Raw genomic sequence first — 13,111 nt, 5'->3', positions numbered from 1 at the left:
AACAGCACGAAAAGCACATATAAAAAAGGAAGTCATGAAAGTCAGTCAGGCAGTAGGCCAAACCATCGCCCGAATGGGGGCCGCCCACGTCTTCGGCGTCGTCGGCTCCGGAAATTTCCGGGCAACCAATGCGCTCTTAGAAGCCACCGGCCCCGATGGCCAACACCCACAATTCACCGCGACCCGCCACGAAATGGGCGCGGCGTGCATGGCCGACGCCTACGCGCGAGCCACCGGCAAACTCGCGGTGGTCACCGTGCATCAAGGCTGCGGTCTGTCGAATGCCCTCACCGGCATTGGCGAAGCTGTCAAAGCCCACACTCCGCTGCTGGTTATCTCGGGTGATACCCCGGGTGGCGAGTATGGCTCCAACTTCTGGATCGATCAAGACACCGTGATTGAAGGCATGGGTGCGATCGCCGAACGCCTGCACTCACCCACACGAGCCGTCACCGACACCATACGAGCCATCACTCGAGCCAAAATGAACCGAGTGCCCGTTGTGTTGTCGATGCCATTGGATATTCAGGAGTCTGAACTTTCCAAAGATCAGGAAGAACTTCTGACCAACATTGCACCGCCGCAACTACCGGCACCCGCGGTTGCGTCTCCCGATGCAGTCGCCTCAGTCACCCAGATGCTTGCCGATGCGCAGCGTCCCGTGATCCTGGCGGGACGTGGCAGTGCACAAGCGGTAGAACCGCTGCGCCAGGTCGCCGAATTGTCTGGAGCACTGCTGACCACATCGGCGGTCGGGCGCGGCTTATTCAACGAGGATCCGTGGCACATGGACGCCATGGGTGGGTTCGCCACAGACGGTGCCGCAGAGCTAGTACACGATGCCGATCTGCTGGTCGTCTTCGGTGCGGCTCTCAACCGCTGGACCACCCGTGACGGCACACTGCTACAGAACAAAACCGTTATTCAGATCGACGACGATGCCACCGCATTCGGCAAGCACTATCCGGTAAGCATCACGATTCTTGGCGACGCAGCACTGACAGCACACGCGATCCGCGACGAACTGGAACAATGCCTCGGCGGCACCCCACGAACCGGGTACCGCACCACAGAGGTCAAAGAGCGCATTGCCGCATCGCTCCACTGGCGTGACCAGGTATATGAGGATAATTCAGAACCTGCCGGCGAATCTCACCACGGGAAAATCGACCCGCGCACGCTGACGAATATTCTTGACGAGATGCTGCCTATGGAACGCGTGGTAGCCCCTGACGGCGGGAACTTCAACGCCTACCCGGCCATGCACTTCCGGGTGCCCGACAACCTCGGCTACAGCCTGTCACTGGGTTTCCAATCCATCGGGTTGGCACTCTCCACAGTGATCGGCGCAGCATTTGCACTGCCTGATCGTATCGCGATCGCCGGCGTCGGGGACGGCGGCTTCATGATGTCACATGTCGAACTCGATACGGCTGTCCGCCATAAGATCCCGCTGGTCGTGGTGGTATATAACGACGACGCCTATAGTGCCGAAGTCCATCACTTCATCCATGAAACCAGCAACCTGGATACAGTGGTTTTCCCAGAAACCGATATCGCTGCCGTCGCACGAGGCTATGGCTGCGAGGCCATCACAGTGCGTCAAGCTTCCGATTTGGATGCAGTACGGAACTGGGTCGATGGTCCACGAGATCGTCCGTTGGTCATCGATGCCAAAATTACGTCATTCCCGTCGTGGGTTCTGGCCCACAGTTTTACTGAAAATGAATAACCGATCAGCACTTTGGCGGCGACTCACAACCGTGGGTGGCCGCCAAAGTGTTGAATGCTGATGACGAGCCAAGGGGTATTAGACGAAAGCAGAGATCCCGGTGATCGCGCGGCCGACGATCAGGGCGTTGACCTCACGGGTGCCTTCAAAAGTATACAGTGACTCGGCGTCGGCGAAAAACCGCGCCAAGTTGTAGTCCAGGACAATACCGTTGCCGCCGCCAATTTCACGGCCGAGGGCGACGGTTTCCCGCATCCTGTCACAGACCCACATTTTCGCCAGCGCAGCGTCCTCATCCCGGCACTCGCCCCGCTCTTGGAGCTCAGTGATGCGTACCGCAACACTCAGGGAGGCTGCGGCGTTGCCAAGCATGCGAGTCAGTTTTTCTTGGATGAGTTGGAAGCTGGCGATTGGTTTGCCGAACTGCTCTCGCTGCTTCGCATATGCCAACGCGGCCTCGTACACGCCAGCTTGCAGGCCGGCAGCATTCCAGACGACGTCAGGGCGCAGGGTGCGGAAAATACGGTTAATATCGTCAAAGGAATTCACACGCTTCAGACGGTAGGCGTCAGGAACCGGAACGTCAGTCAGTTCGATGTTGGAGTTGTTGACCATCCGAACCGAAGTCTTGCCCGCAATTTTTGTCAGACGTACTCCTGGATCATCGGTTCTTGCCAAGAAGATTTTGGCTTGCCCGTCTGCCACGTCCTTTGCGACCACGGCCATGTACTCGGACAGCGCTGCGTTGCCGATCCAGCGCTTGGCACCGTTGAGCATCCAGGTGCCATTCTCAAAGCGTGCTGTGGTTTCCAAACCACGTGCGACGTCGGACCCGTGATCTGGTTCCGTCAGTGCAAAGCAGCCGGTCATCGAGAAATCCTTGATGGCTTCATCCCACTGCTCGACCTGCTCAGAGCTGCCACCATCGCAGACAACGGTGCGGAACATGCCCGCCTGACCGCCGAATAAAATGCCCAGTGAACTATCGGTTCGAGACAGCTCATAGTTGCGGAACCCTACGAAGAGGCCCCTCGGGGACTCCCCGGCAGCGCGCAATTCTGCAGGGTCGACAAGGTCAAGCCCGGCGAGACCCTCGCGGAGATGTAGCGGCGTTTCCCCACGCTCCCAGTAATCATTGATCACCGGGGCGGCTTCTTCTTCCAAAAACCTGCGCAGGCGTTGCAGAACTGTTCGTTCAGCATCGGTGAGCTGTTGTTCATAGCCCCAAAAATCTGCCGCATACAGTTTGGATTCAAGGTTGGTTTGCATTTTCAGCCTCACACGAGTTTCAGTAATCGGGCCGCATTGGTTTTGAAAATCTTCTGGCTGATCTCATCTGGCAGACCAAGCCCGGCATAATCGCGCATCCAGCGCTCCGGTTTGATAGCCGGATAATCTGATGCGAACAGGACTTTATCTTGCAGATATGTACGGGCGGCTTGGACCAGTTTGGGTTCAAAGTATTTTGGTGACCATCCCGATAAGTCAATCCACACGTTGGCTTTATGGGTGGCAATAGCGATCGCTTCGTCTTGCCACGGGACCGAAGGGTGCGCCATGATGATCGGCATATACGGGTGCCGGGCTGCCAGATCATCCAAAAACATTGGGTTGGACAGTGACAGCCGGATGCCGAAGCCACCCGGCATACCCGCGCCGATGCCCGTCTGGCCGGTATGGAAGACCACCGGCAGCCCGTATGCTTCGAGCTGGGTGAACAGCGGCAGGAATTGTTCGTCATTGGGGGCAAAGCCCTGGGTGCTTGGATGAAATTTGAATCCTCGCACCCCGAATTCCTCCACCAGGGTGCGCGCCTTGTGCACCGCCTTTTCCCCTTGCAGCGGGTCAACACTGGCAAACGGAATGAGCACATCGTTATTGCGTGCGGCACCCCGAGCAATTTCTTCACTACTATTCGGACGCGTCTTCATATTGGTTTCCGAATCGACGGTAAACACCACCGCCACCATGGACAATTCGCGGTAATACTCCGCGATCTGGTCGATGGTTGGTGATGGTCCGGTGCGTTTAAAATATGCGTCGGCGGCGTCGAGCAACGGTTGTGGCAGTGCTGCGTGCCCGCAGTCATCGGCTTCGATATGCACGTGCGTATCAATAGCAGTGACGGCATCAAGATCAATATTGGATTCGTACATACTGCACCGTTTCTACTTCGTCGAGGTGATACCGGATTTGATAGTGCGCATATCAAGTTTGCCCGTCGGGCCCCGATCGAGACTATCCCGTAAGAAAATCTGTCGCGGTTTCTTATACCCGGCCAGTCGTTGACCAACGAACTCCAACAGGACTTCTTCCGTGACGTCGTCGGCATCTTCCACGGCCACCATAGCCACGACGCGTTCTCCCCAGCGCTCGTCGGCAACACCAAAGACGACGGCGTCGGTCACGGCTGGATGGTCCAGAAGCACTTCTTCGACTTCGGCCGGAAAGACCTTTTCACCACCGGTGTTGACCACCGACGATCCACGACCTAGCAATTCGATATAGCGGTCTAATTCGACTTTGACGTGGTCGCCGGGCATAACGTACCTGGTCCCGTTGATGATCGGATAGGTCTCTTGGGTTTTCTTGTCGTCCTTGTAGTAACCGCGTGGCAGCGCACCTCGGTAGCCCAGAATGCCGTAAGCGCCGGGTTGGTCTTGAACCTCGTGCATTGCATCATCCAGCACCACCGCATCGGGGGTGAGTTGGAAACGCGTCGGCAAATCCTGCGCACTGCGGCTGATCCCCAGCGCATAGGGCCCGCCCTCGGTCGAGGCAAGGATATCTATGATGACGACGTTGCCAAGGTTATGAATCCTGGCCTTGGTTTCATCGCTGAAACGCATGCCGGAGCTCATCGCGGAGGTTAAACTCTCTGACTGCGGTGAGCTAGCATATTTGTCCCAGGCGTCCATCAAGGGGATGGCCACCGCATCGCCGGCAACGATGATACGAGTGACGTTTTCTTGCTCGATCGTTGCCACGGCCTGGCGGGTATCCAGACTTGGCGACGGCAACAGCACCACGGTTCCGCCAAGTAGGAAAGTGTTCATCGCAGTGAACAGTGCCGTGGCATGGATAAAGGGCGCGAGCGCAAACATGACCGTGGGTTCCAGGGAAGGGTCTTGGGCTATCGCCACGACTTCTGCTGGGCTTTGCGGGTCTGAGATGCCCAGCGCACCGTAGGTCGAGAACATTTGGATCTCTAGCAGATCTGGTTCATCCCAGACGACTGCTTTCGGAAGGCCCGTGGTCCCGCCAGTATAGACCATCAGCGTTCCACCGGAAGGTGGCGCTTCGACGTCCAGTGGCGCGAATTCTGCCAGTGAGTCGTATGCGATTGCACCGGCAACACCCAGTGGTTCGTCAGTCACTTCGATCAGGACCTTGGGCACCGAGGTGGCGTCGATTTGTTTGACTGTCTCTGCCAGCGACGATGGATAAATCAGCACTGCGGCCTCACAGTTATCCAACAGTGCGGTGACTTCGCCTTCGCGGTATCTGAAGTTGATCGATACCGGCACGGCACCGATTTTCAAGGCCCCATAGAATGCGGTGAGGTACTCGGCACGGTTATACATATAGAAAGCGATCGTATCGCCGGCACCAAGACCGTGATACCGCAGGAGAGCGGCGAAGCGTGCTGCTTGGTCCTCAAATTCTTGATAGCTCAGGCGTTGGTCGCCAGCGACAATTGCGGTACGTTCCGGCACCGCCGCTGCGACAAGTTTCCAAAGCTCTGCGTAACTTCCACGCATGATGACTCCTGGGTCTCCGTGGTTTATCGGGCAGTTTGGGTTTCAGGTGCCGGGCGTGGAATTGGGCCACTTGGCTGAGCCTGTGCTTCCATGCTCTGGGACCATGCTGCATTGATGCCAGAGGCTGACCAGCCGCCGTCCTGAATCTCATTAACGAGTTCGGTTGGGTGAGAGTAGAGCGTCAAGCGGTCCCCACCAATCCCGATGGCCTGGCCAGTCACGTTGGCTGAGGCATCCGAAACCAGCCACTCCAGCAGTGGGGCGACGTCTTCTGGGCTACCCAGTGCGTGTTCCTGGCGAGCCAACGGTGGCAGCTCCTGACCCTGTTCAAATTGCTCTGCCCAGTCCTTATACATCGGAATGGTTGCGGTCATTGCAGTCATCGCGGTTGGGATCACAGCATTTGCAGTGATGTTGTCCCGGGCCAGTTCCATGGACCATGTGCGGGCCATGGCCACCAGGCCTGCTTTGGCTGCCGCATAGTTGCTCTGACCAAAGCTGCCGAGCTGGCCCGCTGGGGAACCGATGACGATGAGTCGACCGCCCGTTCCTTGTTCACGCAGATGTTTGATAACTTCTCGACCGCACAGGAAGGTGCCGCGCAAATGTGTCTTGACGACGAGGTCGAAATCTTCGTCGCTCATTTTCCATGAAACCCGGTCTCGTAGCACCCCGGCGTTAGCGACCAGTGCGTCCAGTCGACCAAACTCGGAGACCGCGGCAGAAACGAGCTGCTCGGCAGCCTCAGTGTCACCCACGGGAGCCACAACTGCAGTTGCCTTACCACCGGACGCCAGAATTTCCTGGGTGGTGTCATGGGCACCTTGCTTGTCGAGATCATTCACCACGATCGAGGCGCTACGCTTGGCAAGCCACAAGGCATACGCCTTACCGAGTCCGCGGCCACTGCCGGTGACGATGACGACTTTTCCACTCAGGTCATAACCGTTTTCAATATTGCTCATTTGTAGTACCTCAAAACTAGTTCTGCCACGCACGCGGGCTTGGGATTATCTTCTACTTCAAAAACGACTTCGACGATGAGCTGATAGCCACCGGCAATTTCTTCTACTTTTTGGAGGGTTCCGCTCAGTCGGATACTGCTATCCACTGGCACCGGTGCGGGAAAACGCAGATGGTTGAGTCCGTAGTTCACCCCGGTTTTGAAACCCGTTACGGTGAAGACTTCTGCCATCAGTGGCACGACGCGACTCAACGTCAGATAGCCGTGGGCGATCGTCTGCCCGAAGGGGCTATCCGCCGCAGCTACCGGATCGACGTGAATGGGGTTGTGGTCACCGGAGACCTCCGCGTAGGCGCTGACATCTGATTGCGTCAGTTGTTGCCACGCCGATGGCCCAAAAGACTGGCCCTCATGGTTGGGCAAATCATCGATGGCGATGGAAAGCTGATTATCTATTGTTGACGAAGACATTTTCATCCTGTCTTTCAATTCATGTCAGGAAGTATCGCGCCTGTGTTTCAGGCTACCTGAAACCATACTGTGCGACAGGGCACACGTTGTCAAGTGATCAATTCAATTCTTGAAAAAGAAGACTGTCTTATTCGAGTCGTTCGACCATAATCCAGTAAAGATGGAGGCTAACGCGGCAGGTCGCGCAGCGCTCGCCTGACATTTCGTAGGTGTTTTGCAAATTCTTCGCGGTCTCGCGGAGTCAAAGCTACGAGTAATTTGGCTTCGAGATCGTCCATCGCGGAACGTGCAGAACTCAACGTGTCGTGGCCAGTGTCGGTGATATACAGGTGAAACCTGCGCATGTTCTCTGGATCTCGCTCACGCTGAATGAAACCAGACTCCAAAAGCACTGAAACATTCTCAGCCATCGTCTGGGCGCGCACAAACGACCTGCGGGCCAGTTCAGATGACGTAATGCCGGGCCAGCGCTCGAGCACGGCAAGGGCGGTGAATTGTGCCGTCGTCAGCCCGGCCTGTTGAGCGACTTCTTCCGTCGGGACACGCAAACCCAGCTCAATTTGCTTGATGGTGTAAATAAACCATCCTGAATCAAGATCCTGAAGTACATCAGCAGAGCTCGAAGATTCTGCTTCGAATGTCATGCGGCATCACTCCCCAGTCTTTCGTTAAGCGGTCCTTCAGCGTCGCCCAACGAGTGTGCAATGACAATACCTTACAGAGTCCCACTCCTAGATATCGACACTGGAGCGCTACCCAGCTGCCAACGATTGCACATTCCACCATACCGACGTCCAGAAGCCGTCAGATTACTGCACCGAGACCATCTCCTGGCGCTCTTCGGCAGCTGTGTCACGACCAGCAGCGCTTTGCGCTCGATAGTAGAGGCCTAAACCTGCGATGCTGAGCAGCATCAGCACGCTTGCGGTGACAACGTATAGGCCGATGGGCCAGGTCTGGCCCGTGGCCGCAAATAAAGTAGTGGCGATCATCGGTGCGAAACCGCCGCCGAGTATGGACCCGAACTGATAGGCCATCGATACGCCCGTGTACCGCATCCTGCTTGGGAATGCTTGGGTCAGAATCGGTGGAATGGCTGCAAAGGCAAAGGTTGTTGAGGCATGCGCAGCAACGGTTGCCATACCCGCCAATAGGAGATTGCCGGTCTCAAATAGCGGAAAGAACATAATTGCGGTAATCGACATCAGCACGGCGCCGACCCCTGCAAGGATCCTCGGGTTAGTCCGGTCAACCACAGTTGCCAAGTAGGGCATCATGATCAGCTGGATCACGCAGCATAAGATACCGATCCACAGCAGATGGTTGCGGTCATAACCCAACGAGGTGGTGCCATAGGATAGCGCCCAAGTCAGCACCAGGTAGGCGAGCACTGGTGGGACGGCGGCGATGATAATCGTAAAGCCCAGCGGGGCTTTGTATCCGCGCAGCACCTCCATCAGCGGCAGGGCTTTTGGCTCATTGGCAACTGAGGCCTCGAAGATAGGACTTTCAGTCAAGCGTCGGCGATACCAGATTGACAGCACAACGAGTAGGACGCTAAACAGAAACGCGATTCTCCAGCCCCATTCAATAAAGGCCGGACCGGTCAGTGCACCGAGCACGATCAGGACCAGACTGCTCAGCAATAATCCGGCAGGCAGTCCCATCATTGGGGCCGCACCGTAGAGCGCCTTGCGATTCGCTGGAGCATGCTCAACAGCCATGGTGACAGCGCCGCCCCATTCAGCACCTACCGCAAGTCCCTGTACGAGTCGCAGCACGACCAGCAAGACCGGAGCAGCGACACCGATTTGCTCATAGGACGGCAGGAGGCCGATGAAAGTCGACACGATCCCCATGACTGTCAGCGATAGGATCAGCATCTTTTTGCGGCCCACCCTGTCACCGAAGTGGCCAGCAAGGATCCCGCCGAGCGGTCGCGCAATAAACCCGAGAGCGAAGCTCGCAAATGCACCCAGTTGGGACGCCGTGGAGCTATCGGACGGGAAGAATTGTGGACCAAAGATCAGTGCGGCGCACGCGGCATAAAGATAAAAGTCGTACCACTCGATTGTGGTGCCCATAAATGTTGCGCGCACTGCGCGCCGGGCTTCGGCGCGTTGTTCGGCTCTACTCAACCCCGCGAGACTTGCGGCATGAGTAGTGGAGTCTTTCCTGGACATATCGTGGTCCTCTCTAAGGGTCCGCAACTACCGGTAGCTCTGCGCACGCAGCAACACCTTGAGATCATCAGGCCACCTGAAATATGTGGCGAGACGTTGCCTTTGAGCGGTCAAATTTTGGGGTGTCGCTACTAATAGAACTGCGCAGTGTGGAATCTTCGATTCCCCGCGGCGCCAAGGCACTGCCGACCTCGGCACCGCGGGGCACAGATCGTATGGTCGCGGTCGCGCATCCCGCAAAAGAGCTACTCTTCGAAGAAGAAGCCTTCTGATATTGGGTTTTCTTCTACGAAGTCGTATTTGACCATCAGGTCAGCCAGCTGTTGAATTGCTTCTGTTGGGATGGCAGCATCGTGGCTTTCCAAATCAGATGCGATCTCAGCGACTTCTGGCGGAACGTCCATGAACTCGACGACAGCTTCCATGGCACCCTCTTCATCAGCAGCAAAGGCGGTGAGCACGTCATCCATGGCTGCTTGATAGCGTCGCACAAGGTCGGGGTCCTCATCAACGAGCCCCCCGGTGACAAAGCTGACCACAGTTGGCATTCCGGACACAATTTGGTTCGGGTGACCTAGCAGTTTATAGTCGTCGCTCTCCAGGGCATTATGCATGAACGGTTCGGGCAACCAGACTGCGTCCACATTGCCACGCTCCAACTGAGATTCCATATCAGGGAAGTTCAGCTCGACGAAATTCACCTGCTCCGGGTCCCCGCCGTCTTGGTCAACAGATTCCATAATGGTCAGATCGCCTTGGCCCCGTAGTGCGTTGACTGCGACTTCAGCACCCTCAAGGTCAGCCCATGTCTCGATGCCCGAGTCGGCTCGCACGACGACGCCATTAACATCTTGTCCCTCTTGCAGTGAGTTCTGATAACCACTCACGACTCGCATATCGAGGCCCTGGTCTACTGCGAGCAAGAGGTTGGAGACGTTGCCGATAACGACATCCATGTCACCGGTTTGGAGCGCCGGAAGCATTTCGGCGCCACCCGAGCTTGCTTGTGCGGTGACATCGAGTCCGTGCTCCTCGAAGATGCCGTGGTCGACACCGTAGGGGATTGCCGCATAAGCGGCAATCGGAATGATACCCACAGTAAGTTCGTCCAGCTCGCCATCAGCCGCAGCATCGGGCTCATTATTGGAACATGCCGACAAGGACAGCGCTAAGAGGGCTGCCGACGTCAACGAAATCGTTTTCTTGAACTTCAATTCAAGCTCCTTAAGAGTTTTCCAAGCGCCACTCCAGCCATTGAAAGGCAGATGGCAGACGCCACGTGGGCTACCGGAACAGATGATCAGGACTCCCAATGGGTCGAGCCGCGAAAATGTAACGCGACTCACATCACAGTGTATATCGTTTCAGGCTACCTGATAATACGTGGGTTGTCGCAGTCGGCTATGCGACATTTGTCGTAGACACGTCCGCGGTCGGAGCTGGGGTTTATTCGAAGATGACGGTGCGGTCGCCGTCGAGGAGGACTCGGTGTTCGGTGTGCCATTGCACGGCCTGGGCCAGGGTGGCGCCTTCGACCGCGCGGCCGCGTTGGACGAAGTCTTGGGCGGTTAGGGCGTGGTTGACGCGTTGGACGCGTTGTTCGATGATCGGGCCCTCGTCCAGGTCAGCGGTGACGTAGTGGGCGGTGGCCCCGATGAGTTTGACCCCGCGGTCATGGGCCTGGTGATACGGCCGGGCGCCTTTGAAGGAAGGCAAAAACGAGTGGTGAATATTGATGGCTTTGCCATCGAGTTTGCGGGTGAGCTCATCGGACAGGATCTGCATGTACCGGGCCAAGACCACGAGTTCGATGTCGTACTGGTCGATGATCTGCATGAGCCGGGCTTCGGCCTCGGCCTTATTATCGGTGCCGTCGGCGTGTTTGATCAGCGGAATGTGCACGAAGGGCACATCGTAGAAATAGGCCATGGGTTGTAGATCCAGGTGATTGGACACAATCACGGGGACTTCCACCGGCAGGGTGCCGGCGTGTTGCTGGAACAACAGTTCATTCATGGTCCGGCCGTCTTTGGACACCATAATCAAGGTGCGGGTTTTCACCGCGGCATCATAGACCTCAGCATCCATATCGTATTGCTCCACGACATCGGCGATCGCTGTTTGAGTGTCTTGAACGGAACAATCCGTGGAAAATTGCACGCGCATGAAAAACGTTCCACTGTGCGGAGAGTCGAACTGTTTTGACTCTGCAATATCGGCATTGACTCTCAGCAATGCGCCGGTGATGGCATGCACAATCCCCGGCTGGTTCGGGCCGGACAGAGTGACGATCAGATTGTTGGAATCAGAAGTCATGTCTATTGGATCCTTTGAAGGGTATACCTCAACGTGGTGCGCGCCGTCGAGGTTTCTACATACCGCTGCCTGCGGCGTAGAAAAAGATTTCGTAATGACAATGCTGCTAGTCAAACACAGTTTCCTAGCAGCATGTATCGCTCTTGCGAAGAGTCAGCAAAGCTGCAGCGCCTGAAATAAGGAAACGGACGCCGCAGCTTGCTCAAGCGTTTAGCTGTGGGCGGCTACTTTCTTGCGCCATCCGCCATCGGTGTATTCACGACGGACAACCTCGGAATATGGGACCGGGCTGACGTCAACGCCAACTTCGTACTGGCGGTGCGGCATAACGGAAAGCTTTCCAGTTGCTTCCGGCTCGCCCCAGACCACCTTCAGCTGGGAACCGATTTCTACGTCTGGGTTGACGATGGCAAGCGACAAGCCGCGCTTTTCGTTCCAACTGTAGCCGGTGAACATCGAAACCCCGACGACGTTGCCGGCTTCGTCCACGATGGAGTCGAAGTTGGAGGCGCCGTAGTTGGCGTTTGGTAGGTCAAAAAACTTATATGGCAGTTCTTCGTTCTGGTACATCGAGGCATGGATGGTGGCCAGATCATCGCCGTCCCATGCCAGCGTGACCTTCTTGCGCTGTGCTGCAGGGTCCATCTGCTCAAGAGCATCGCGACCGATGAAGTCATGGTCGTATTTGATAAATGAACCATAGCCCAGTTCCCACGGGGTCGTGTAGTAGCCTTCGACGCTTTCTGGAACATAGGAACCGGCCACAGCCGAGTTGGCTTCGTAGCTATCGGCGCCCAACCACTTGCGGTAGTCGGCAAGTTTATCGCCTGTATAGATACCTGGCAGTGGGGATGGAATCCAGCCGGACTCTAGGGTATTGGAGGAGTATGCACGGGCACCGGCTGCTTCGAGGCCGAACTCAGCGCCGGCTTCAAGAATGGTTTCGCGGATGCGATCGTAGTCTTCATATGGTCCCCACAGTTCTAGACCTGGGGCTCCTGCCATACCGTGGCGCAGAGTGCGAACTTGGGTGTCACCTACGTTCATGTAGGACATGTTGAAGAATTTCAATTTCTCCAGTGGACCGCCATGCAGTTTTTCGATGACGTCCCAGGCGCGTGGTCCCTGAATCTGGAAGCGCCATTCTTCGCGTTCTACGGCTTTGCCCATTGGGCGGGATGGTGAGCGGCGGTCGATGACGATCTCGACGTTGTAGCCACCAGTTTCTGCATGGAACATCAGCCAGTTGGCGGCAGGTGAGCGGCCGACGTAAACAAATTCTTCTTCAGCTTCGCGGAACAGGATGCCATCACCAATGACGTGGCCGTACGGGGTGACTGGGACATACTGTTTGGCCTTGTTGACCGGGAAGTTTTCAACCGAGTTGATCGCGGTATCGGAGATCAGCTTCAACGCGTCGGGACCCTTGATGTACAGGTTGTCCATGTGGTGGGTCTGGTCGAACAACACTGCGGAATCCCGCCAGGCCTGGACTTCTTTGCGCCAGTTAGAGAATTCCGGTGCGACAACCGGGTAGACATAGATGCCGGCTGGAACGTTGCGTAGATGCTGGAGGGGGTTGGCAGATTTGTCCAGGATATCCTGCAAGTTTGGATTCGACATGGGTACAATCCTTTCGATGGATCGACTGATTATTCTGAAAAACTAGTGGGCGGTGTAGGAG

General features: G+C 56.4%; 11 protein-coding genes. 1 reads left to right on the top strand and 10 read right to left on the bottom strand.

The features are described from left to right. Positions 1-34 precede the first annotated feature (34 nt). Positions 35-1,732: a thiamine pyrophosphate-binding protein gene (locus A6F49_RS02340; RefSeq protein ID WP_043056143.1), complete on the top strand. Its 1,698-nt coding sequence runs from the start codon at positions 35-37 to the stop codon at positions 1,730-1,732. Between the two features lie 78 nt (positions 1,733-1,810). Here the strand turns inward: A6F49_RS02340 and A6F49_RS02335 are convergent, their stop codons facing one another. The 10 genes from A6F49_RS02335 to ligM form a co-directional block, all read right to left on the bottom strand. Then, a complete protein-coding gene (locus A6F49_RS02335) occupies positions 1,811-3,001 on the bottom strand; it encodes an acyl-CoA dehydrogenase family protein (RefSeq protein ID WP_043056176.1) in 1,191 nt (396 codons plus the stop codon). Positions 3,002-3,009: 8 nt separating this feature from the next. Beyond that, a complete protein-coding gene (locus tag A6F49_RS02330; protein ID WP_043056142.1) occupies positions 3,010-3,888 on the bottom strand; it encodes an amidohydrolase family protein in 879 nt (292 codons plus the stop codon). A gap of 12 nt (positions 3,889-3,900) precedes the next feature. Next, on the bottom strand, positions 3,901-5,493 hold the full coding sequence (locus A6F49_RS02325; RefSeq protein WP_043056141.1) for an AMP-binding protein: 1,593 nt from the start codon (positions 5,491-5,493) through the stop codon (positions 3,901-3,903). A gap of 23 nt (positions 5,494-5,516) precedes the next feature. Beyond that, positions 5,517-6,458, bottom strand: a complete 942-nt coding sequence (locus tag A6F49_RS02320) for an SDR family NAD(P)-dependent oxidoreductase (RefSeq protein WP_043056140.1) — start codon at positions 6,456-6,458, stop codon at positions 5,517-5,519. Beyond that, entirely contained in the window at positions 6,455-6,928 is a 474-nt protein-coding gene (locus A6F49_RS02315) for a MaoC family dehydratase (protein WP_052500053.1), read from the bottom strand. Before A6F49_RS02315 ends, A6F49_RS02320 begins: the two co-directional genes overlap by 4 nt. Positions 6,929-7,095: 167 nt before the next feature. Next, a complete protein-coding gene (locus A6F49_RS02310) occupies positions 7,096-7,572 on the bottom strand; it encodes a MarR family winged helix-turn-helix transcriptional regulator (protein ID WP_052500043.1) in 477 nt (158 codons plus the stop codon). Between the two features lie 165 nt (positions 7,573-7,737). Then, positions 7,738-9,111, bottom strand: a complete 1,374-nt coding sequence (locus A6F49_RS02305) for an MFS transporter (protein WP_067605491.1) — start codon at positions 9,109-9,111, stop codon at positions 7,738-7,740. Between the two features lie 245 nt (positions 9,112-9,356). Further along, on the bottom strand, positions 9,357-10,325 hold the full coding sequence (locus tag A6F49_RS02300) for an ABC transporter substrate-binding protein (RefSeq protein WP_052500042.1): 969 nt from the start codon (positions 10,323-10,325) through the stop codon (positions 9,357-9,359). Between the two features lie 232 nt (positions 10,326-10,557). After that, positions 10,558-11,427 carry a formyltetrahydrofolate deformylase gene (purU, locus tag A6F49_RS02295; protein WP_043056137.1) on the bottom strand — a complete coding sequence of 290 codons (870 nt, stop codon included), beginning with the start codon at positions 11,425-11,427 and terminating at the stop codon, positions 10,558-10,560. A gap of 210 nt (positions 11,428-11,637) precedes the next feature. Then, positions 11,638-13,050: a vanillate/3-O-methylgallate O-demethylase gene (gene ligM, locus A6F49_RS02290; RefSeq protein ID WP_043056136.1), complete on the bottom strand. Its 1,413-nt coding sequence runs from the start codon at positions 13,048-13,050 to the stop codon at positions 11,638-11,640. Between the last annotated feature and the right edge of the window lie 61 nt (positions 13,051-13,111).

The sequence above is a fragment of the Enteractinococcus helveticum genome (assembly GCF_001657475.1).
Lineage (GTDB): Bacteria > Actinomycetota > Actinomycetes > Actinomycetales > Micrococcaceae > Yaniella > Yaniella helvetica.
This window is presented reverse-complemented; position numbering and strand designations above follow the sequence as displayed.

What these genes read in the sequence shown, in the direction of transcription:
- A6F49_RS02305 (WP_067605491.1), bottom strand. Translation starts at nt 9,111, where the DNA reads ATGTCCAGGAAAGACTCCACTACTCATGCCGCAAGTCTCGCGGGGTTG.
- ligM (WP_043056136.1), bottom strand. Translation starts at nt 13,050, where the DNA reads ATGTCGAATCCAAACTTGCAGGATATCCTGGACAAATCTGCCAACCCC.
- A6F49_RS02330 (WP_043056142.1), bottom strand. Translation starts at nt 3,888, where the DNA reads ATGTACGAATCCAATATTGATCTTGATGCCGTCACTGCTATTGATACG.
- A6F49_RS02320 (WP_043056140.1), bottom strand. Translation starts at nt 6,458, where the DNA reads ATGAGCAATATTGAAAACGGTTATGACCTGAGTGGAAAAGTCGTCATC.
- A6F49_RS02310 (WP_052500043.1), bottom strand. Translation starts at nt 7,572, where the DNA reads ATGACATTCGAAGCAGAATCTTCGAGCTCTGCTGATGTACTTCAGGAT.
- purU (WP_043056137.1), bottom strand. Translation starts at nt 11,427, where the DNA reads ATGACTTCTGATTCCAACAATCTGATCGTCACTCTGTCCGGCCCGAAC.
- A6F49_RS02315 (WP_052500053.1), bottom strand. Translation starts at nt 6,928, where the DNA reads ATGTCTTCGTCAACAATAGATAATCAGCTTTCCATCGCCATCGATGAT.
- A6F49_RS02340 (WP_043056143.1), top strand. Translation starts at nt 35, where the DNA reads ATGAAAGTCAGTCAGGCAGTAGGCCAAACCATCGCCCGAATGGGGGCC.
- A6F49_RS02335 (WP_043056176.1), bottom strand. Translation starts at nt 3,001, where the DNA reads ATGCAAACCAACCTTGAATCCAAACTGTATGCGGCAGATTTTTGGGGC.
- A6F49_RS02325 (WP_043056141.1), bottom strand. Translation starts at nt 5,493, where the DNA reads ATGCGTGGAAGTTACGCAGAGCTTTGGAAACTTGTCGCAGCGGCGGTG.